This is a genomic window from Phaeovibrio sulfidiphilus, assembly GCF_014861485.1.
Lineage (GTDB): Bacteria > Pseudomonadota > Alphaproteobacteria > Rhodospirillales > Rhodospirillaceae > Phaeovibrio > Phaeovibrio sulfidiphilus.
The window spans coordinates 660,784-680,716 of sequence record NZ_JACZHT010000001.1 but is presented as its reverse complement, the minus strand read 5'-3'; the positions used below and the strand labels follow the sequence as shown (position 1 = coordinate 680,716).

The following is a 19,933-nucleotide window of genomic DNA, read 5'->3' as shown; positions in this document are numbered from 1 at the left end:
GTGATTGCCATCGCGAACCAGAAGGGCGGCGTGGGGAAAACCACGACGGCGATCAACCTCGCGACGGCCCTTGCAGCCACCAAACAGAACGTGCTGATTATCGACCTGGATCCGCAGGGGAACGCCTCGACGGGTCTTGGCCTCGATGCGCCCGCCCGCAAAATGGGCAGCTACAAGCTTCTTATGGGAGATGATCCTCTGGCCGCGTCGGTTCACGAGACCGGCATCAGCGGCCTGCGCATCGTGCCCGCCGGAGTGGATCTGGCCGGCGCGGAGGTGGAGCTTGTCGCCGAGATGGGGCGGGAATTTCGCCTGCGTATGGCTCTGGAGAACCAGCTCGAGGGCATCGACTATGTGCTGATCGACTGCCCGCCGGCCCTTGGCCTTCTGACCCTTAATGCTCTGGTGGCCGCTCACGCGGTGATGGTTCCGCTTCAGTGCGAGTTCTTTGCCCTCGAGGGCATCAGCCACCTTGTAAAGACCATTGACCGGGTGCGTCGTGTGTTCAATCCCACGCTGGAAATCCAGGGGATTGTGCTGACGATGTTTGATCGCAGAAACAATCTCTCCGACATGGTGGCGGCGGACGTCCGCGGGTTTTTCGGGGAAAAGGTCTACAAGACGGTTATTCCGCGCAACGTTCGGATTTCCGAGGCGCCGTCCTACGGCAAGCCCGTTCTCCTCTATGACTTGAAGTGCGCGGGTTCACAGGCCTATCTCCATCTCGCTGGCGAGGTGATCAAGCGCGAGGGGGGATTGGCAGCATGACGGATCAGGAAGCGAGGAATGAGACGATGACAGCCAGCGACACCGCTTCGGCAAAAAAACGGGGCCTCGGGCGCGGCTTGTCGGCGCTTCTGGGCGAGGAGGAGGATCTCCTTACCCCCGAGGTCGAGGCCGGGGAGGGCCGGGGAGGCGTGCTGACGGCGCCTGTTTCCTCCCTTCATCCCAACCCCCATCAGCCGCGCCGCAAGTTCGACGACGAGAGCCTTGCGGACCTAGCGTCCTCCCTCCAGACCCAGGGCGTTCTCACGCCGATCGTTGTGCGGAAAAACCCCGACGGCGGCGACGGCTATCAGATTGTCGCCGGTGAGCGGCGGTGGCGTGCGGCCCAGCTTGCCCGCCTGCACGAGCTTCCCATTATCGTGCGCGACCTTTCGGACCGTCAGGTTCTCGAGGTTGGCCTGGTGGAGAACCTCCAGCGTCAGGATCTGTCGCCCATCGAGGAGGCCGACGGCTATCGGCGTCTGATGGAGGAATTTTCCCACACGCAGGAAGCCCTTGCGCAGGCGGTTGGAAAAAGCCGCAGTCATGTGGCGAACATGCTTCGTCTGACCGGCCTCCCCCAGGAGGTCAAGGATCTGGTCGAGGCCGGCCTTCTGTCCGCCGGTCACGCCCGCGCGCTGATCACGGCGGATGACCCCGTTGGGATGGCGCATCAGGTGGTCCGGCAGGGGCTGAACGTCCGCCAGACGGAACGCCTGGTGCAGCAGGGCCAGCCGTCGGCGGCCTCCCGGGACCGCTCGCGCAGCGATCGCTCCGGCCGCGGGGAAAAGGACGCGGACACTCTCGCCCTGGAGCGGGACGTGTCCAATGCGCTCGGCCTCGATGTCGCCATCGATAACAAGGATCGCGGCGGCACCGTGACCATCACCTACGAGAACCTGGCTCAGCTGGACGACATTCTCCGTCGTCTGTCCCACACCGGTCGCCCCGGGGAATGACCCCGCGGCGCCGGCGCCGTCGGCTTGCAGCGTTCGCGTGCTCGCGGGCGCAGGGCTCAATGGCACGGCGTCCGGCGCACCGGACCGCGCCAGGACTGCTCCCGGGTGTGCCGGACGGGTTTTGTACGCGCTTTGGCGGTTGTACCGCACGTGCCCACAGGAAATGCGGTGCTTCGCCTCTAGACTGTTGAAATAAATGGTGGTTTCGCCGATCCCACTTCGTCTGGACGGGCGTCCGGGGATCGGCTTCTGATAAACTGGAGTTTGGATTGTGATTATTCCCGAAGCCTTGACCTTTGACGACGTGTTGCTCGAACCGAGGGCCTCGGACGTGCTTCCCGCTCAGGCGCGGACCCACACCCGCCTTACCCGGACCATCTCGCTGAACATCCCCCTGGTCTCTGCGGCCATGGACACGGTGACCGAGAGTTCCATGGCGATCCTGATGGCGCAGTCCGGCGGCATCGGCGTCATTCACAAGAACCTGGATATCGAGACCCAGGCCGAGGAGGTCCGCCGCGTCAAGCGCTTCGAGGCGGGCATGGTGGTGAACCCGGTGACCATCGGGCCGGAAGAGCCCCTGGCCAACGCGCTGGCGCTGATGAAGAAGCACAGCATCAGCGGCATCCCGGTGACCGAGCCCGGCACGGGCACTCTGGTGGGCATCCTGACCCACCGCGACGTCCGCTTCGCCGAGGACACCGTCGCCCCGGTCCGGACCTATATGACCTCGGAAAACCTCGTCACCGTGAAGGGCGGCGTCTCCCAGGCGGAGGCCAAGCGGCTCCTGCACCTGCACCGGATTGAGAAGCTTCTGGTGGTGGACGATGCGAACCGGTGCGTGGGCCTGCTTACGGTCAAGGACATGGAGAAGGCCAAGACCTACCCGGACTCCTGCAAGGACGAGCATGGCCGCCTGCGCGTGGCGGCGGCCACCGGCGTGGGCGAGGACGGGTTTGCCCGTGCCCGCGCGCTTCTGGAGGCCGGTGTGGACGTCGTCGTTGTGGACACCGCCCACGGCCACTCCCGGGGCGTCCTGGAGGCCGTTCGGCGCATCAAGACGTTCCGCCCCGACGCTCAGGTGATCGCGGGCAACGTGGCCACGCCGGAAGGGGCCCTGGCCCTGGTCGAGGCAGGCGCCGACGCCGTCAAGGTTGGCATTGGTCCCGGCTCCATCTGCACGACCCGCATTGTCGCGGGTGTCGGTGTGCCGCAGTTCAGCGCGGTGCTGGAGGTCGCGGACGCCCTCAAGGACATGGATATTGGCCTGATCTCGGACGGCGGCATCAAGTACTCCGGCGACATTGCCAAGGCTCTGGCCGGTGGCGCCAGCGCGGTCATGATCGGCAGCCTGCTTGCGGGCACGGCCGAGGCGCCGGGCGAGGTGTACCTGTATCAGGGGCGGTCCTACAAATCGTACCGCGGCATGGGCTCCCTGGGCGCCATGGCCCGCGGCTCGGCGGACCGCTACTTCCAGGCCGAGGTCTCGGAGCTCAAGCTGGTTCCCGAGGGGATCGAGGGTCAGGTGCCCTACAAGGGTGCCGCTGCCACCGTCATTCACCAGCTGATGGGCGGTCTGAAGGCGGCCATGGGCTATACGGGCAGCGTGACCCTGAATGACCTGCGGGATCGGGCCCGCTTCCGGCGGATTACGGGCGCGGGCTGGCGCGAGAGCCACGTCCATGACGTCACCATCACCAAGGAAGCCCCGAACTATCGAGGCGGCCTGTGACCCCCAAAGCGCGCTTTCAGGCCGCAGTCGAGCTTCTGGGTGAAGTTCTTCAGACGGATCGTCCGGCGGACGGCATCATCAACGCCTACTATCGCTCCCATCGTTTTATGGGCTCGACGGACCGGCGTGCGGTGGGCACCCTCGTGTGGGGTGTCCTTCGCACCCGGGCCCGGCTGTCCTGGCAGGTGGAGCATGCGGGCGCGACGGTGACGCCCCGGGCGCTTCTCATCGCCTGGCGGCTCCTGTGCGAGGGCGCGGACCGGGGCGAGCTTCTGTTCTCGTTTCCCGACGGCAAGCCCGGCCCCTACGATCCGAAGTCCCTCTCGGCGGGGGAAACGCGCCTGATCGACGCCCTCGAAAAGGTGAACGCACTCGACCATCCGGAGATGCCGGATGCGGTGCGTTACGAGCTTCCCGACTGGCTCTACGAGCGTATGGTCCGGGAGTTCGGGGACCGCACATTCGAGGAGCTCGAGGCCCTTCTGCGCGAGGCGCCGCTGGATCTTCGGGTGAACACCCTGAAGACCACCCGGGACGACGTTCTCGCGCTTCTGGAGGAGCGGGGGATCACCGCCGAGGCCGGCACCCACAGCCCCTGGGCCGTACGTGTCAGCGGGCGTCCGAACATTGCAGCCCTTCCGGCATTTCAGGAGGGTCTGTTCGAGGTTCAGGACGAGGGCAGCCAGATGATCGCCCTGGCCGCCGGTGTGAAGCCCGGGCAGTCGGTTCTTGATCTGTGCGCCGGCGCCGGGGGCAAGACCCTGGCCATGGCCCAGATGATGAACAACAAGGGCTCGGTCACGGCCACGGACGTCAGCGAAAAACGGTTGTCCCGCGCACGGGTACGGCTTCAGAGGGCCGGGGTCCACAACGTGACCTGCCGCCCCCTTGAGTCCGAGACCAACCGCTGGCTGAAGCGTCGGCAGGGCAGCTTTGACGTGGTCCTGGTGGACGCTCCGTGCTCGGGAACCGGAACCTTCCGGCGTAATCCCGATGCCCGCTGGCGCCTGTGGCCCCGTCACATCGACCGGCTGCGGACCGAGCAGACCGCTCTTCTGGAGCGGGCGGCGACCCTGGTCAAGCCGGGCGGGCGGCTGGTGTATGCCACGTGCTCGGTTCTGGGGGAGGAAAACGAGGCCCGCGTTTCGGAGTTCCTTGCAACCCGGGCCGATTATTCCCTGGATCCGGAGGCAGGGACGGGCGCGCCGCTGCTGCGCTTCTCCCCCTCGCGCGACGGTACGGACGGCTTCTTCGTCGCTGTCCTGAAGCGCGACGGATAGAGGGATCGGGGCCATGAGGCGCGGCGTTGCAGGCGGCCTTCTGGCTCTGGCACTGCTGTTACCCGGTCCGGGACGGGCGGAGACGCTTGCCGCCCCGGACAACGCGCGCGCGCGATCGGACTCGGGGGCTTCGGCCCCCGAGTCCGAGGCTCTCATTTTTTCTCTGCCCGCGGGCTGGACACCGGTCCCGGTGGCGACCTCGGACACCTATCAGAAAACCGTTTTCCATCCGCCACAGACGGGTGTCCCGGGAACACGGGAGATGATCATCGTCTCGCTCGCCCGGGATCCCGAGGCTCCGGACGTGCGTACCGCCCAGATGCGCAGCGCAACCGACTACGCCGCGGTCTGCGAGGGCTCGGCCTCGAGTGCGCTCCAGTTTTCCGTGGAGGGCGGGGGAGGGCGCGGGTTCTGGACCATCAGCTGCCCCCGCCGCACCGACACGGGCCGGGGCGAGGTCTCGTTTTTCCTGTATCTGCGTGGAACGGCCGGAAGCTATCTTGTCCAGATGTCCTGGGAGACTGCGCCCTTTGCCCCCGGGAACCCGCCGCTCGGCGAGGCGCGTATGACCAAGGCCCTCGCCTTTCTGGACACGGTGCGTCTGGAGCATGGGGGCACTGCCCGCTAGGTCCGTGCGTTTGACCCCCGGCACGGGGCCCTGCACAGGGCCGCCTGCATCCGCTTTTGGCACCCTGTCGCCCCCGGGCACAGCGCCCATAAAAAACCCGGGCCAACCGTCGGCGGGCCCGGGGACACTGTGTGGCGTCGTGGGCGCCGGTCCGGCTACACGAAGTAGACCAGGGTCAGGATGGCGAGAACCGGGATCAGGATCCCGCAGGACCAGACCATGTAGCCGAAGAAGCTGGGCATGTTCACCCCCGCATCCTGGGCAATGGACCGGACCATGAAGTTCGGCGCGTTGCCGATATAGGTCAGCGCACCGATAAACACCGAGCCCGCCGAGATCGCCAGAAGCGTCGGCGACAGGGTCGTCATCAGCTCCGCCGCGTCACCGCCCGCCATATTGAAGAACACAAGGTAGGTCGGCGCGTTGTCCAGGAACGCGGACAGGCATCCGGTGAGCAGGAAATAGCCCACATTGATGGGGTTGCCCTCGGCGTCCGAAACCAGGGCGATGGCCCAGGCCAGGCTGCCGCTCTCGCCGGCCTTCAGGATGGCGATGGCCGGGATCATGGCGAGGAAAATCCCGATAAACAGCTTGCCCACCTCCACGATCGGGAACCAGGTGAAGCCGTTGCGCTCGCGGGTTTCGGCCCGGGTCAGAAGAAGGGAGAGCCCGGCGATGGCCAGCATCAGGGCGTCGCGCAGAAGGTTCTGGGCCTCGAGGGTCACGTGGTGGATCTCAACGCTCCAGGGCAGACGGACATACCCGCTCATGAGAACCGAGGCCACAATGCCGGCCAGAAGCACCAGGTTGATGCCGCCCTCGATCCCGGCCTTTTCCGGCGTGCCGGTGGCCGGCGTCTTCAGGCCGCCCTCTTTGGCGAGAAGGATCCGGTCGGTGATATAGTAGACCGGGATCAGGATCCCGCTCACCAGCAGCATGGGGCCTGCCATGTTCTGGAGCGGCCAGAAGAACGAGATGCCCTTCAGGAAGCCCAGGAACAGGGGCGGGTCACCCAGAGGGGTGAGGGATCCTCCGATATTGGCCACAAGGAAGATAAAGAAGATGACCGTGTGCACCTTGTAGCGGCGGTGCTCGTTGGCACGAAGCAGCGGCCGGATCAGAAGCATGGCCGCTCCGGTCGTGCCCATAAGGTTGGCGAGGATCGTGCCCACGACCAGGATCCCGGTGTTCACCCCGGGACCGCCCACCAGAGAGCCTTTCAGGCGCACGCCGCCCGACACGGTAAACAGGGCAAAAAGAAGGACGATAAAGGGAAGATATTCCAACAAAAGCGCGTGAACCGCCTCGTAGGAGGCAATCTCGATGCCGTAAACCAGGGCGCACGGGACCAGAAAGGCCAGCGCCCAGAACAGGGAAATTTTTCCGAAATGGCGATGCCAGAAGTCCGGGGCCACCAGGGGGCCCAGGGCGATGGACAGGAGCATTCCCACAAAGGGAAGGGTCCAGACCAGGGACAGCCCGGCTCCCGGAAGATGGGGCGCGCCGTCATCGGCAAGAAGAGGCGAAGGAAGGAACAGAAGAGCGGCAAAAACGGCGAAAAGCGGCATGCCACGACGGAGGATACGTCGGAGGGCAACAAAGGTCATCAGGCGTGTTCTCCATAACAGTGGTTGATAAGTGATCTCATAAAAGTGCCAGTCACGCATTTCGCCGTCGAGAAAAAATCGCACCGGTTGCGTATTAATTTTTTTTATCGAAAAGATCGCCGCTGATCTTTGTCAATTTCCTGGCAAGGGTGTCCACGGGGGAGCCCGTTGCGATGGTTGTGTTGATCACCCGTTTTGGTTGCTAGTAATGATCGAAACACCCCAGGGGGCTTTTAGGGCCGATTTGCGGTACCGCGCGCTCCGGCGTCCCGGGGCGGGACAGCCGCCAGGGGATGGGGCCGGGGGCTGGGGATGGGGCAGGGGTCTGGCGTGGGGCCCGGCCGCAAGCGGTTCCTCGTGCCCGCCCCGATGTATGTCCCAGACCGGTCGAGGATCCGTCTGGGCTGCTCCGGGCTTCGGGCCGGACCGGCGAGAGAGGGACGGGTGGGGCGGCTCAGTTCTGCTCCGTTCCGGTGGACAGTCGCTCCCTGCCGCCCGTTGTCCCATGCGGATGCGGGAGAGGCTTCCGGGCGGTATCACAGGGACCCGTCGGGTGTTTCCCGTGTCCCGGCGCTCTGGCCGTCGGCGCAAGCCTCGGGAGTGCCCGTAGCGGTCGACGGGCCTGCCCTTGTGCTCGCCTTCTTCGGGGCCTCTGCGGGGCCTGAAGGGCCGTTTACGGGGTGGTCTGGTTGCCGCGGGGACGTGTGTCCGTGCGCCGGGCCGGGCGGAGGTTTCGGGGGCGTCCTGTTGCGCGGAACCGGCATCGTGTGGGTGCGGTCGAGAACCGGGCCGTTGTACGCCCCGGGGGGGCCGTCGTTTCCTGCCGCCTGCCGCCCGCTGTGTGTTGCGGATGTGGGGGAGGCGGCCGGGGCCGGCGTGACGGGGTCCGGGGGCCTGCCACGGTGAAGGCCCCCGGAGAGTTGGCATGCAGCGCGCGTGCCGCAGTTGGTGGGCGCGCCGCAGGTCTACAGGATGAAGCGCGACAGGTCCGCCTTGGCCGCCAGGGCGCCCACCCGCTCCTGCACCAGGTCCGGCTGGACGACGATGGTCGTGCCGCTGCGGTCGGTTGCTGTGAAGCTGATCTCCTCCAGAAGACGCTCCAGGACCGTGTGCAGGCGCCGGGCCCCGATGTTCTCGATGGCCGTGTTGACCTCGGTCGCGATGCGGGCGATGGCCTCGATGGTTTCCTCGGGGAACTCCAGGGTCACACCCTCGGTGTCCAGCAGGGCCTTGTACTGCTTGAGCAGGCTGGCCTCCGGCTCGGTCAGGATGCGCTTGAAGTCGTCCTGGTCCAGGGACCGGAGCTCCACCCGGATGGGCAGGCGGCCCTGCAGCTCGGGCAGAAGGTCCGAGGGCTTGGCCACGTGGAAGGCGCCGGACGCGATGAACAGGATGTGGTCCGTCTTGACCGGGCCGTACTTGGTGGACACGGTCGTGCCCTCGATCAGGGGCAGCAGGTCGCGCTGGACCCCCTCGCGGGAGACGTCCGCACCGCGCCGGTCCGGGCTGGCGGCGATCTTGTCCACCTCGTCCAGAAAGACGATCCCGTTGTTCTCGACCTGCTTCATGGCGGCGGACACGACCTGGTCGTTGTCCACCAGCTTGTCGGCCTCCTCGCGCACCAGGATGTCATAGGAGTCCGAGACGCTGACCCGGCGGGTTTTGGTCCGGCCGCCGAAGGCCTTGCCGAAGATGTCCCCCAGGCTGAACATGTTCATCTGGCCGCCGGGCATGCCGGGGATGTCGAACGCGGGCATGTTGGACGTGCTGCTGTCCTGAACCTGGATGTCGATCTCGCGGCTGTTCAGCTCGCCCTCGCGGAGCTTCTTGCGCATCTTCTGGCGGGTCTCGTCCGAGGCGCCGCTGCCGCACAGGGCGTCGAGCACCCGCTCCTCGGCGTTGAGCTCGGCCTTGGCGGTGAGCGTCTTGCGCTGGCGCTCGCGCTCCTCGGCGATGGCGATTTCCAGCAGGTCGCGGATGATGCTCTCCACGTCCCGGCCCACGTAGCCGACCTCGGTGAACTTGGTGGCCTCGATCTTGATGAAGGGGGCCTGGGCCAGGCGGGCCAGGCGTCGGGCGATCTCGGTCTTGCCAACGCCGGTCGGCCCGATCATGAGGATGTTCTTCGGCAGAACCTCGTCCCGGAGACTGTCGGGGAGCTGCTGGCGGCGCCAGCGGTTGCGCAGGGCGACAGCAACGGCGCGCTTGGCCTCGGCCTGTCCGATGATGTAGCGGTCCAGTTCGGAGACGATCTCTCGTGGGCTGAAGGTTGTCATTGGGGGTGTCCTGTTGTCACAAGATGGCCTTGGGCGGCCGGGCGCGGGCGAGCGGTTACGGGGTGTCGGCGTCGAGGCGCTCCACCGTCACGTTGTGGTTTGTGTAGATGCAGATGTCGGCGGCGATGGCCATGGCCCTGCGGGCGATGTCCTCCGGGTCCATGTCGTTTTCGAGCCCCGCCAGAGCACGGGCTGCGGACAGGGCGTAGGCGCCGCCGGAGCCGATGCCGATCAGGCCGTCATCGGGCTCGAGCACGTCGCCGTTGCCGCTGAGCACAAGGGAGATGTCCCGGTCCGCAACGGCCATCATGGCCTCGAGGCGGCGGAGGTACCGGTCCGTGCGCCAGTCCTTGGTCAGCTCGACGCAGGCCCGGGTCAGCTGCCCGGGGAAGCGCTCGAGTTTTTCCTCGAGGCGCTCGAACAGGGTGAAGGCGTCGGCCGTCGCGCCGGCAAATCCGGCGATAACGGTGCCTCCGGCGAGCGGGCGCACCTTGCGGGCCGTGCCCTTGATCACCGTGTTGCCAAGCGTGACCTGGCCATCGCCGGCGATGACAACCGATCCCTTGCGGCGCACCGCCAGAATGGTGGTGCCGTGCCAGGACGTTGCGGAGTGAGCATGTTCATTCATGAGAGACATCCCCGGAAAAGGAACGTGCCGGATGAGCGTGGCACGGATTACTCATTTATGGGGGATGGACGAGGAAAGAAAGGGCTTTTCCTGATTGCAGGGCCCGAAAGCAACGTCGGCCCCCCTTGGAGGAGGGGGGCCGGACGGGAGAGTGTCGGTGTCCTGGACAGGGCTTCAGGGGCCCTGTCCCGGGAACCCCCCGCTGTGTGGCGGGCTCCCGGGAGGAGAGGTTTATTCCCGGCTGGTCAGGCTCTTGAGCAGTGCAAGGGCGTTCTGGCGGACAGCGCTGTTTTGCAGTCGCCAGTACGCGCGGATGAGCTCGAGAGTTTCACTTTTCTGAAACGGATCCCGCTCGTAAGCCGGGACCGGAGCTTCCTCAAGGAGGGCGACAGAGTCTGCCGGGGAGACCTTGAGCTTCCTGCTGTCGATGATATCTTGGCCGATATCCTCGAAAAAGAAGGATACGGGGACACCCAGCACCTTCGAGATATCATACAGGCGGCTTGCGCTGATCCTGTTGGAACCACGCTCATACTTCTGGATCTGCTGGAAGGTCACGCCAACCGAGTTTGCGAGCTGTTCCTGGGAGAGATTCAGAAGGGTGCGGCGTAACCGGAGTCGACAGCCGACATGTACGTCTACGGGATCGGGTCCCGTCTCTTCACTCTTTGACCTTTTCACGTTCTTGCCCCATGATCTGTTTCTATGTCCTCCTGACGTGATGTTCGCTGTCAGAGGGACGGAAGTTGATCCTGTTTACGCACCCCGATTCGGGGTTACCCTACAGTGTCATAGACGTCGTTTCCAGTCTTTTGACACCTGAGGGATAAATTCAGAGATCGGTTGATAAATCTTCCCCGGAGTTGTTCGACGGTAATGTTCCGCATACCGGGGAAAAGGTGGAGTATTGCCGGTGAGAAAATCCACGATTACTCGTGAAACAAGAGAAACCTTCGTAGAGGTCACCCTCGATCTCGACGGAAATGGGAGCTACGACATTGCTACCGGCGTTGGTTTTCTGGACCACATGCTGGAACAGCTTTCCCGTCACAGCCTCATGGACCTTCGGGTTCGGGCGAAGGGCGATATTCACATCGACGATCACCACACCACCGAGGACGTGGGCCTTGCGATCGGCCAGGCCGTTTCCGAGGCACTCGGAGTTCGCAAGGGTATTTACCGGTACGGCTCTGCCTTGATTCCCATGGATGAAGCCTTGTGTCGCGTCGCTCTGGACTTTTCCAACCGACCCTATCTGGTCTGGGATGTCCGGTTCACGCGCCCCACAGTCGGCAGGATGGATACCGAGCTGTTTCGCGAGTGGTTTCAGGCCTTTTCCCAGACGGCCGGTCTAACTCTTCATGTTTCTTCCCTCTACGGCGAAAACAACCATCATATCGTCGAGGCCAGCTTCAAGGCTCTTGCGCGAGCCCTCCGTCAGGCCTGGACCGTGGATGAGCGCGCGGCGGACAGCGTGCCCTCGACCAAGGGCGCTCTTCACAGCAAGGGCATCCAGCCCCTCGCGTCCTGACCACCCGGACCCTGTCCACAGCGCAGCGCGGATTGTCCGCGTTGCGCGCCCTCGGGCCGGTGTGTCACCGGTGCAGCGCTGTCCCGGGCGGAGGCCCCACCCGTTGTGTCCGGCCCGTTTTGTGGCACCGAACTCTTGATCTCGCAAGGAATAACCCCTGTCGCCGGCACGGACGACCGGCGGGAGATGCTGCACGCGTCGCTCCGCCGCATGCGGCTGCCCGTTTCCGGAGTGTCCCGGTCGGGGCAGAGCGGGGAGAACGCGATAACCTTCAGGCATTGTGATCAATCTTCATAACGTGGTCCGTCCGGTTTCCGAAGCGAAAAAGAGCGCTTATCGCGTGTTCTTTTTTCACCCGCCGACCGGGAGCTCAGTGGCGAAATACGGTAGCGATTTATCGCGTCTGGCGGGCAGTCTTTATCGTTTGCAACGATACCCGTGATGGTAGACCGTAACTCGCATCCGTTGTGTCCTTCAAATGGGTTGGAAGGGCCTCAAGGTCAAGAAGAAAATTCTTCTTTGCGTTGCGCTGCCCGTGCGCCGGGTCCGCAGTCCCGGGGAAACACAGGCGTTCCGTCGCGAAACGGTGCATTCCCATGCTCCCCCTAAAGTGATAAGGTCCGCGGTCTCCGGCAGGACCGGAGTGAGTGTGAGCGTGTGAGGGGGCGATGCGTCCCGGTATCATTGGGAAATCCCGGCTGGAAACAGTGCGGCCCCGGCCGTGAGGCGGTCGAGGTTCTCGGCTCCGGTCCCTCCCGCGGCGCGGGAGTGCGGAGCGTGATGCAGTGAGAAAATGGTAATAATAGATTTTCCCCCTCACGTTTTGGCGGCAAACGCTCCAGTTTAGTGTAGTTTCGGCATTCGTCGAAAAAGCCCGGCAGGGGCGGCACCAGGTGGATGAGAAGACGAGAACCATGATTCTGTTTCCAGCAATTGACCTGAAAGACGGGCAGTGCGTCCGCCTTTTGCGGGGCGACATCAACAACGTAACGGTGTTTGGTGATGACCCTGCGCAACAGGCCCGGCAGTTTGTCGACGCCGGGTGTGAGTGGCTTCATGTGGTGGACCTGAACGGAGCCTTTACCGGGACGCCGGTGAACGAGGATGCCGTGCGGTCCATCCTGGCCGAGGTGGAGATCCCGGTTCAGCTGGGCGGCGGGATCCGGACCATGAAAACCATCGAGCGCTGGATCGGACTGGGCGTCCGGCGTGTGATACTCGGAACAGTTGCCCTTCGGGATCCGGCCTTTGTCAAGGAGGCCTGCCAGGCCTGGCCGGGCCGGATCGCGGTGGGCATTGATGCGCGTGGGGGCAAGGTGGCGGTCGAGGGTTGGGCGGAAACGTCCAACGTCACGGCCCATGACCTGGCCCTCCTGTTCGAGGATGCGGGCGTGAGCGCCATCATCCATACGGACATCGAGCGCGACGGCGCCATGCAGGGCGTCAACATCGACGCGTCGCGGACCCTCGCCGAGGGGATCACGACGCCGGTGATCGTTTCGGGCGGCGTGACTGACCTTTCGGATATCCGGGCGGTCAAGTCGGCCGAGGGCTCCGGGATTGTCGGGGTCATCAGCGGTCGTGCCCTGTATGACGGCACTCTTGATCTCGGGGCTGCCCTCGGGATTCTCAAATAGAGGACAACAGACGATGCAGACGGTAAGGATCATTCCCTGTCTGGACATGAAGGACGGGCGGGTTGTCAAAGGGATCAATTTCGTGGACTTCCGCGATGCGGGAGACCCGGCCGAGCACGCCCGTGCCTACGCCGAGGGTGGAGCCGACGAGCTGGTGTTTCTTGACATCACCGCCAGCTCCGAAAACCGCGACACCCTCTTCGATGTGGTCGCCCGAACGGCCAAGCAGTGCACCGTTCCGCTGACCGTGGGCGGGGGCATTCGCACCCTGGACGACATTCGCCGGCTGTTTGATTCCGGCGCGGACAAGATCTCCATCAACACGACGGCCGTTCTCAATCCCGACTTTGTGGGCGAGGCGGCGGCCGAGTTCGGACGCGAGCGTGTCATTGTCGCCATCGACGGCCGCGCCAGGGGTGACGGCACCTTCGAGGTGATCACCCACGGTGGCCACAAGGGCACCGGCCTGGACGCGGTCGAGTGGGCCCGTCGCATGGAGGCCCTGGGGGCGGGCGAGCTGCTTGTGACCTCCATGGACCGGGACGGCACCAAGGACGGCTTCGACATTCCCCTGACCCGAGCGGTTGCCGACGCGGTTGGCATTCCGGTCACCGCCTCGGGCGGCGTGGGCACGCTGGAGCACCTGGTCGAGGGTGTGCGGGACGGACACGCCAGTGCGGTTCTCGCGGCCTCGGTCTTCCACTTCGGTGAGATCTCCATCGCCGAGGCGAAGGAATACATGGCCCGCGCCGGCATTCCCGTGAACCCGATCCGCGGAGCCTCCGCATGACGGAGCGGTCCTCCGGGCTTCCCCACGTGCTGGACAGGCTGCACTCTGTTGTCCTGTCCCGCAAGGGGGCCGATGACAGCACCTCCTACACGGCTCGCCTCTTTTCTAAGGGGCGGGTCAAGATCACCAACAAGATGGGGGAGGAGGCCTTCGAGGTCGCCTCTGCCGCTCTTGCCCAGGGCCCCGACGAGGTGGTTTCGGAAAGTGCGGATCTTCTCTATCATCTGACCGTTCTGTGGGCCGATGTGGGCGTGGACCCGCAGCGCGTCTGGGCCGAGCTCGAGGCGCGCTTCGGAATGTCCGGGCTCGAGGAAAAGGCATCCCGGCCCGACGCCGGGCGCTGAGCGTTCCGGACGGACGGGCCTGTGCTGCAGCGGCCGCCCGGGGTCTTTTTCCGGGCGCCTCCGGCGGCAGGGCACGTGCAACACGGGAGGATGTGCTGATGAGCTACGACACCAACAATATTTTTGCCCGGATCCTTCGCGGCGAGATTCCGGCCAAAAAGATCTATGAAGACGACTGGGCCTTTGCCTTCCACGACATTCACCCGCAGGCGCCGGTTCATGCGCTGGTGATTCCGAAGGGCCCCTACACCTGCTGGCGGGATTTCGCCGAGCGGGGCTCCGATGCGGAGGTGGCCGGGTTCTTCCGGGCCGTCCAGACCGTCGCCAAAACCCTCGGGGTGTCCGAAACCGGCTACCGCACCATTGCCAACGCGGGGCCGGACTCCATGCAGGAAGTCCCCCACTTCCACGTCCACATCCTGGCCGGTGCCCGGCTGGGCACGAAGATCGTCACGCCTCTGGCCGACTGATCCACGCGTTCCGGCGCGGCTTCGGCCGTGTCCGGCGGTCCTGTGGGGGCGTGGGGCTGACGAGTTTGGCGCCCCCCGCGTTTGCGTGGGGGCGGGCCGTCATGTCCGGGTTCGGGCTGTTCATGGAGCCCGCCGCCGACAGCGATTACGTCCCTGAACGTGCTGACGGGATCTCGCCCGAACGCGCCGGAAGGACCGTGTCCGAAAGCTGGACGGGCCCTCCACCTGCCCCCCAAAACGCTGATGGCATAAAAAAACCGGAGCCGACAGATCTGTCGGCTCCGGCCTGAACCGGTGGTGTGCTGGCGTCCGGCCTAGTGCAGGAAGTGGCGCACGCCCGTGAAGACCATGGCGATGCCCGCATCGTCGGCGGCCTTGATGACCTCGTCATCCCGGACGGATCCGCCCGGCTGGATGACCGCAACGGCTCCGGCTTTCACGGTGGCCACCAGGCCGTCGGCGAAGGGGAAGAACGCGTCCGACGCGACCACCGAGCCGTGGGTGCGCGGCGCGGTCAGTCCGGCGGCGGTGGCGGCCTCCTCGGCTTTCCACGAGGCGATCCGGGCGCTGTCAACGCGGCTGGTCTGCCCGGCGCCGATGCCGACGGTCGCTCCGTCCTTCGCGTAAACGATGGCGTTGGACTTCACGTGCTTGCAAACGGTGAAGGCAAAGAGAAGGTCTTCCATCTCCTGGTCCGTGGGCGCGCGGCGGGTGACGACCTTCAGGTCGCGCTCGTCGACCACTAGGGCGTCCCGGTCCTGCATCAGGAAACCGCCGGCCACCGAGCGGACGGTCCGCTCCGCCGCACGGGCGTCGCCCAGGGCATCGGTCAGCAGAAGGCGCAGGTTCTTCTTGGTCTCGAAGATGCGCAGGGCGTCCTCGTCGGCGCCGGGGGCGATGACCACCTCGGTGAAGATCGAGGTGATGGCCTCGGCGGTCGGGCCGTCAATGGGGCGGTTGAGGGCGATGATGCCCCCGAAGGCGCTGACGGGATCGCAGGCGAAGGCTGCCTTATAGGCGTCGACGATGGAGTCCGAACTGGCCACGCCACACGGGTTCGCGTGCTTGATGATGGCGACGGCGGGTTTTGAGAACTCGCACACCAGATCGAAGGCGGAATCCGTGTCATTGATATTGTTGTAGGACAGTTCCTTGCCCTGGAGCTGGCGGGCCGAGCCGACGCCGGGCCGACCCAGGCCGCTCACGTAGAAGCCGGCGTGCTGGTGGCCGTTCTCGCCGTAGCGCAGGGGCTGGCGCAGGCGGCCGCCGAAGACGCAGTAGCGTGGGGTCTGCTCGTTGATCTGGTCCTGGAACCAGGTTGCGATGGCGCCGTCGTAGGCTCCGCAGCGGGCGAAGGCGGTGGAGGCAAGCTGGCGGCGCAGGGCCAGGGGCGTGGCGCCGTTGTTGTCCTTCATGGCGTCCATCACCGGGGCGTAGTCCTCCGGGTCGACGACGACCGTCACGAACGCGTGGTTCTTCGCCGCGCCCCGGATCAGGGACGGTCCGCCGATGTCGATGTTCTCGATGCAGGTGGCGAACTCGGCGCCTCCGGCCACGGTGGACTCAAACGGATAGAGGTTCACCACCACCAGGTCGATGGGGGGGATGTCGTGCTCCTCCATGGCTTTCTGGTGGGCCGGGTTGTCCCGGACGCCCAGAATGCCGCCGTGGATCCGCGGGTGCAGGGTCTTCACCCGTCCGTCGAGAAGCTCGGGAAAGCCGGTGAAGTCCGAGACCTCGGTCACGGCGATATCGGCATCAACAAGCGCTTTCGCGCTTCCGCCGGTGGACAGGATCTCGACCCCGCTCTTCTGAAGAAAGCGGGCAAATTCGACAAGTCCGGTCTTGTCGGAAACGCTGATAAGGGCACGGCGGATAGGGATCAGGTGTGGCACAGTTCAAGCTCGTATGTATTTTCAGGGGGATCGGGCCGAACACTTCGGCCTTGCGTCGGCAAGAATACCATAGTGGAGAAACGTCGACGACCCGGATTAAACCCGCCTGGTCCGTTTATCGTGTGCCCGGGGCTCTGATCTCGCCTTTTGGTGGGGTTTTCGGCGGCGCGACGGGGATTTTCCGCGTCCTGTTTTGCCGGGGCCCGTGGTTTTGACGGCCCAGATGGAGTCCTGTTGGGGGAATTTTTGGAATGCGGGGCTGATTTTCGTGTCCCGGGTCTGGCGTCGGCCGGGTCGAGTCGCGTTACAGTGGGGCCAAGCCGCAAAAGATCCCGGTTTACGGGAAGACCCGCTCTCCCTTTTCCCGAGTCAACCTCGGCGAGCGTGTCGTTTTAGTTGATCGCGCTCGGTCACACTACGCGCAAAAAGACCCGGACGTTTTCGGTGTATTTGTGTTTTTCCGGCGAGACTAACGTTATGCGACAAAAAATCGGCGCGGATCAAACTCAATATAAGGCGTGTTACGCCATGCGAAACATCCACATGAGGTGTTCGTGAATGGGCGCGCCCGCATTGCGTGAGTGGCTTCTCGGTTTTTTCGCCTAATCGTAAAAGGCGACCCCGCCCCTTTTATCGGGGTTTCCCGCGAGTGGGGAAAATCTTCACCCGTGTTCGCGTATTGCGTTTTCGGGTGTTTTTCCGCTGCGTCCGGACCGGAGAACCCGAGTGCTCCGGTGGGGCTTTTCAGGTTACCGCCCGTTTCAGGCTCATCCAAAAACTAGTAGACGACCCATTGTCCACCGGTTCAGTGTGGCACCGTATCTACTATCCGGCAATAGTTTTGAATAATGTAATGAATTTTAAGGGTTTTGTCCGGGCCTGTCGGGGGCTTTTGGCCCGTCCGCCAGCCTGGGGAGTCTCTGTCTCGGGGGCTCAGGCCTCCAGTGCGTAGCCACCTGCCCGGGTCAGGAGAGGGGCCGTCTCGCCCTCACGGAGGGGAAATTTCTGGCGCAGACGATAAATATAGGTCTCGAGGGTGTGGGTCTCGATCTCGTTTCCATAGCCCCATACCGCCGACAGGAGATCATCCCGCCGCGCACTGTGACTCGCGCTATTGTAGAGGCACAGAAGGAGAGCCGTTTCCTTTTCGGTCAGCGGAGGGCCCGCCTCGCCGTTGGCGCGATAGATAACGCCGGATTTCGCATTGAACAGGAAGCGCCCGCCGGCCAGAGGCAGGGCGGTGGCCTCTTCCGGTGCCGTCGGAGGCGCGAAAAGGCTGCTTTCCAGGGCCGCCAGCGACACGGGAAGGGGCAGGTGCCGGACCTGCGCGGGATGCTCCGCCTCCGGGCGGTCGTCCAGACACACCAAAGTGCCCCCGTATCCTGTGGCCAGAATGTCGCCGGGCTGGTCGTCCGGGGCCTCCCGGCCGCAGTACAGGACAATGGCCCGGAACCGGGCCAGATCGCCGTTCTGTGTGGCGTCACGGGTGGTTTCGGCGGCCTCGATCCTCAGGGGCCGGTCCAGCGCGCCCAGGGTCGAGCACAGGACATCCGCGACCGGCTTGCTGCGCGAGACGACGAGCAGGGGCGTGGGGGAGGGCATGGCACGATCCTTTCCCGACAGGGATGATGCTCATTTTTACTACATGTATGTGGTCCTGTCCGCATTAAATCGTATATCTTGTTCCTACGTGGAGAATTCGTCATGAACAGACGAGCGTCTCCCGGCCCGTTTCCCGCGCCCCTGACTGTGTCGGGCGCGTGTGTCCTGCGGGAAAGATCGCCGGGGAGGGGTTTCCGTCTTCAATTTCCGGCGTTTTCGGCCTAAATAGGGAGCGCCGGACCGGCACCGCGCGGTGGTGCTGCCCAGCCCCTCCAAACTGACCCGATGGGGACGCTTGTGAACACTCCGATGCTATCTGTTTATTTTCAGGAGGACGGCCTGACCCTGTCCCCCGAGGGGCACGCTCTTCTCGCACGGGTGGGCCGGGGCATTGCCCAGGTTCGCACCGGTCTTCCGATCCGGATCCAGGGGCAGGCGCCCGACGACGTCCTTTGGGCGGTTTCGGTGGAGTTCTTTGCGCCTCTGGCCGCGGACGGCGGATCGTCCCGGGGCTGGGCCATTGCCATGAGCGGCCGCCGTTTCCGGGCTCTGGGGCTTGAGGCCCCGCCGGGAACCGAAGACGCCGAGGCCTTTCTTCTGAAGATTGCCCCCGGCGCCCCCGAGGCCGTTTTTGGCGTCCTGGGGGATCCCACGTACCGCAGCGGCCCGTCGTGTCCGCTGGCTCCGTTCCTGGAGGACGTCCGGGGCGTGGCGGCGGATTCAGCCGCTCTGGGTGCAGTGCGTCTGGCCAAGGCTGCACGGCTTCTTCCGACGGTGGCGGTGGTCGCCGAGCCTCCGGTTGTTCCCGGCCTTCTTGCCGACCCGTCCCAGGACGGGTTCCCGGTGATCCGGGCCGAGGACATGGCCGTTCATCCCTCGGTTCAGGCGGAGTCCCTGGCGTGCGTGGGCGAGGCCCGGGTGCCGCTGTTCGATGCGGAAAACACGCGGGTCAAGGCGTTCCGCCCGGCGGATGGCGGCCTCGAGCACCTGGCCATCGTGATCGGAACCTTGGAGACCGACAAGCCCGTTCTGGTGCGCCTGCATTCCGAGTGCCTGACCGGCGACCTTCTGGGATCCCTGCGCTGCGACTGCGGCCAGCAGCTTCGTGGCGCCATGCGGACCATGGACCAGGAAGGGGCGGGCGTTGTCCTGTACCTTGCCCAGGAGGGGCGGGGGATCGGCCTTGTGAACAAGCTGAGGGCCTACCGCCTTCAGGACGAGGGCCTGGACACCCTGGACGCCAACGAGCAGCTGGGCTTCGAGGATGACGAGCGGCTCTATCTGCCCGCTGCCGTGATGCTGCGGGCGCTCGGGATCCGGTCCGTGCGGTTGCTGACCAACAATCCCCTGAAGGTGGACGCTTTGCGGGCGCACGGCGTCGACGTGGTGGAGCGCGTTCCCCACGCCTTCGCCCCCAATCCCCACAACCGGGCTTATCTCGAGACGAAAGCGAAGCGCGGCGGCCACCTGCTTTAGGCGGGTCCGGCGGGAAAGGTCGGATCGTCGCATGCGGGCCTGACGGCGGGGCCGCGGTGGTCGCGCCTGTCCGAGGTGGACCGCCTTGCACAGCGCCCCACCTTTGTTGGCGACAGAGGTCCGCACAACGCTGGCCCAGCCCGCGGCGGTGTTCTGCCTGGCCGATAGCCTTGCGCTGCCCCTTGGCCATTGTGAGTCGCCTTTACGGCTGTGCGGCCGTGCCGGTGCCGGGCCGATAGCCCCCTTATTGCGCTCCGCTCCCCTGAAGGCGGCCTGCACGGCGTTGCGGGGGCCCGAGCGGCATCGGCATCGG

17 protein-coding genes are annotated in these 19,933 nt (G+C 65.0%); 11 read left to right on the top strand and 6 right to left on the bottom strand.

The features are described from left to right. The 5 genes from IHV25_RS02825 to IHV25_RS02805 all read left to right on the top strand — a co-directional run bounded on the left by IHV25_RS02825 (position 1) and on the right by IHV25_RS02805 (position 5,364). Entirely contained in the window at positions 1-768 is a 768-nt protein-coding gene (locus IHV25_RS02825) for a ParA family protein (protein ID WP_338048575.1), read from the top strand. A gap of 26 nt (positions 769-794) precedes the next feature. Continuing rightward, complete coding sequence (locus tag IHV25_RS02820) at positions 795-1,724, top strand: ParB/RepB/Spo0J family partition protein (protein ID WP_192533454.1); 930 nt, start codon at positions 795-797, stop codon at positions 1,722-1,724. A gap of 271 nt (positions 1,725-1,995) precedes the next feature. Continuing rightward, positions 1,996-3,456, top strand: a complete 1,461-nt coding sequence (guaB, locus tag IHV25_RS02815) for an IMP dehydrogenase (RefSeq protein ID WP_192533452.1) — start codon at positions 1,996-1,998, stop codon at positions 3,454-3,456. Further along, a complete protein-coding gene (locus tag IHV25_RS02810; protein ID WP_192533451.1) occupies positions 3,453-4,736 on the top strand; it encodes a methyltransferase domain-containing protein in 1,284 nt (427 codons plus the stop codon). The genes guaB and IHV25_RS02810 overlap by 4 nt, the downstream gene beginning before the upstream one ends. A 262-nt stretch (positions 4,737-4,998) precedes the next feature. After that, positions 4,999-5,364, top strand: a complete 366-nt coding sequence (locus IHV25_RS02805; RefSeq protein WP_192533449.1) for a hypothetical protein — start codon at positions 4,999-5,001, stop codon at positions 5,362-5,364. A 155-nt stretch (positions 5,365-5,519) separates the two neighbouring features. Here the strand turns inward: IHV25_RS02805 and IHV25_RS02800 are convergent, their stop codons facing one another. From IHV25_RS02800 to IHV25_RS02785, 4 genes are all read right to left on the bottom strand, one after another. Then, the gene (locus IHV25_RS02800) at positions 5,520-6,971 is read right to left on the bottom strand and encodes a sodium:proton antiporter (RefSeq protein WP_192533448.1); all 1,452 of its coding nucleotides are present in this window, start codon (positions 6,969-6,971) and stop codon (positions 5,520-5,522) included. A 965-nt stretch (positions 6,972-7,936) separates the two neighbouring features. Next, positions 7,937-9,247 carry an ATP-dependent protease ATPase subunit HslU gene (gene hslU / locus IHV25_RS02795; RefSeq protein ID WP_192533446.1) on the bottom strand — a complete coding sequence of 437 codons (1,311 nt, stop codon included), beginning with the start codon at positions 9,245-9,247 and terminating at the stop codon, positions 7,937-7,939. 55 nt (positions 9,248-9,302) lie between these two features. Then, the gene (gene hslV / locus IHV25_RS02790; RefSeq protein WP_192533444.1) at positions 9,303-9,875 is read right to left on the bottom strand and encodes an ATP-dependent protease subunit HslV; all 573 of its coding nucleotides are present in this window, start codon (positions 9,873-9,875) and stop codon (positions 9,303-9,305) included. 231 nt (positions 9,876-10,106) lie between these two features. Next, positions 10,107-10,556, bottom strand: coding sequence for a helix-turn-helix domain-containing protein (locus tag IHV25_RS02785; protein ID WP_192533441.1), 450 nt, complete (start codon positions 10,554-10,556; stop codon positions 10,107-10,109). 232 nt (positions 10,557-10,788) lie between these two features. On the opposite strand from IHV25_RS02785, the gene hisB reads away from it, so the two are divergent. The 5 genes from hisB to IHV25_RS02760 all read left to right on the top strand — a co-directional run bounded on the left by hisB (position 10,789) and on the right by IHV25_RS02760 (position 14,647). Continuing rightward, on the top strand, positions 10,789-11,406 hold the full coding sequence (gene hisB / locus IHV25_RS02780) for an imidazoleglycerol-phosphate dehydratase HisB (protein WP_192533440.1): 618 nt from the start codon (positions 10,789-10,791) through the stop codon (positions 11,404-11,406). A gap of 914 nt (positions 11,407-12,320) precedes the next feature. Continuing rightward, positions 12,321-13,043, top strand: coding sequence for a 1-(5-phosphoribosyl)-5-[(5-phosphoribosylamino)methylideneamino]imidazole-4-carboxamide isomerase (hisA, locus tag IHV25_RS02775; RefSeq protein ID WP_192533439.1), 723 nt, complete (start codon positions 12,321-12,323; stop codon positions 13,041-13,043). A gap of 13 nt (positions 13,044-13,056) precedes the next feature. Further along, positions 13,057-13,833 carry an imidazole glycerol phosphate synthase subunit HisF gene (hisF, locus tag IHV25_RS02770; RefSeq protein ID WP_192533437.1) on the top strand — a complete coding sequence of 259 codons (777 nt, stop codon included), beginning with the start codon at positions 13,057-13,059 and terminating at the stop codon, positions 13,831-13,833. Next, positions 13,830-14,177, top strand: a complete 348-nt coding sequence (locus IHV25_RS02765; protein ID WP_192533436.1) for a phosphoribosyl-ATP diphosphatase — start codon at positions 13,830-13,832, stop codon at positions 14,175-14,177. Before hisF ends, IHV25_RS02765 begins: the two co-directional genes overlap by 4 nt. Before the next feature lie 98 nt (positions 14,178-14,275). Then, positions 14,276-14,647 (top strand): histidine triad nucleotide-binding protein, encoded by a 372-nt coding sequence (locus IHV25_RS02760; RefSeq protein ID WP_192533434.1) that lies wholly within the window; start codon positions 14,276-14,278, stop codon positions 14,645-14,647. A gap of 314 nt (positions 14,648-14,961) precedes the next feature. Here IHV25_RS02760 and purH read toward each other — a convergent pair whose 3' ends face one another. Together purH and IHV25_RS02750 are read right to left on the bottom strand one after the other, a co-directional pair. After that, a complete protein-coding gene (gene purH, locus IHV25_RS02755) occupies positions 14,962-16,542 on the bottom strand; it encodes a bifunctional phosphoribosylaminoimidazolecarboxamide formyltransferase/IMP cyclohydrolase (RefSeq protein ID WP_192533432.1) in 1,581 nt (526 codons plus the stop codon). A 933-nt stretch (positions 16,543-17,475) separates the two neighbouring features. Beyond that, entirely contained in the window at positions 17,476-18,144 is a 669-nt protein-coding gene (locus IHV25_RS02750) for a winged helix-turn-helix domain-containing protein (protein ID WP_192533430.1), read from the bottom strand. Between the two features lie 309 nt (positions 18,145-18,453). Between IHV25_RS02750 and ribA the strand changes: the two genes are divergently transcribed. Next, positions 18,454-19,620 (top strand): GTP cyclohydrolase II, encoded by a 1,167-nt coding sequence (ribA, locus tag IHV25_RS02745; protein WP_192533429.1) that lies wholly within the window; start codon positions 18,454-18,456, stop codon positions 19,618-19,620. Positions 19,621-19,933 lie beyond the last annotated feature (313 nt).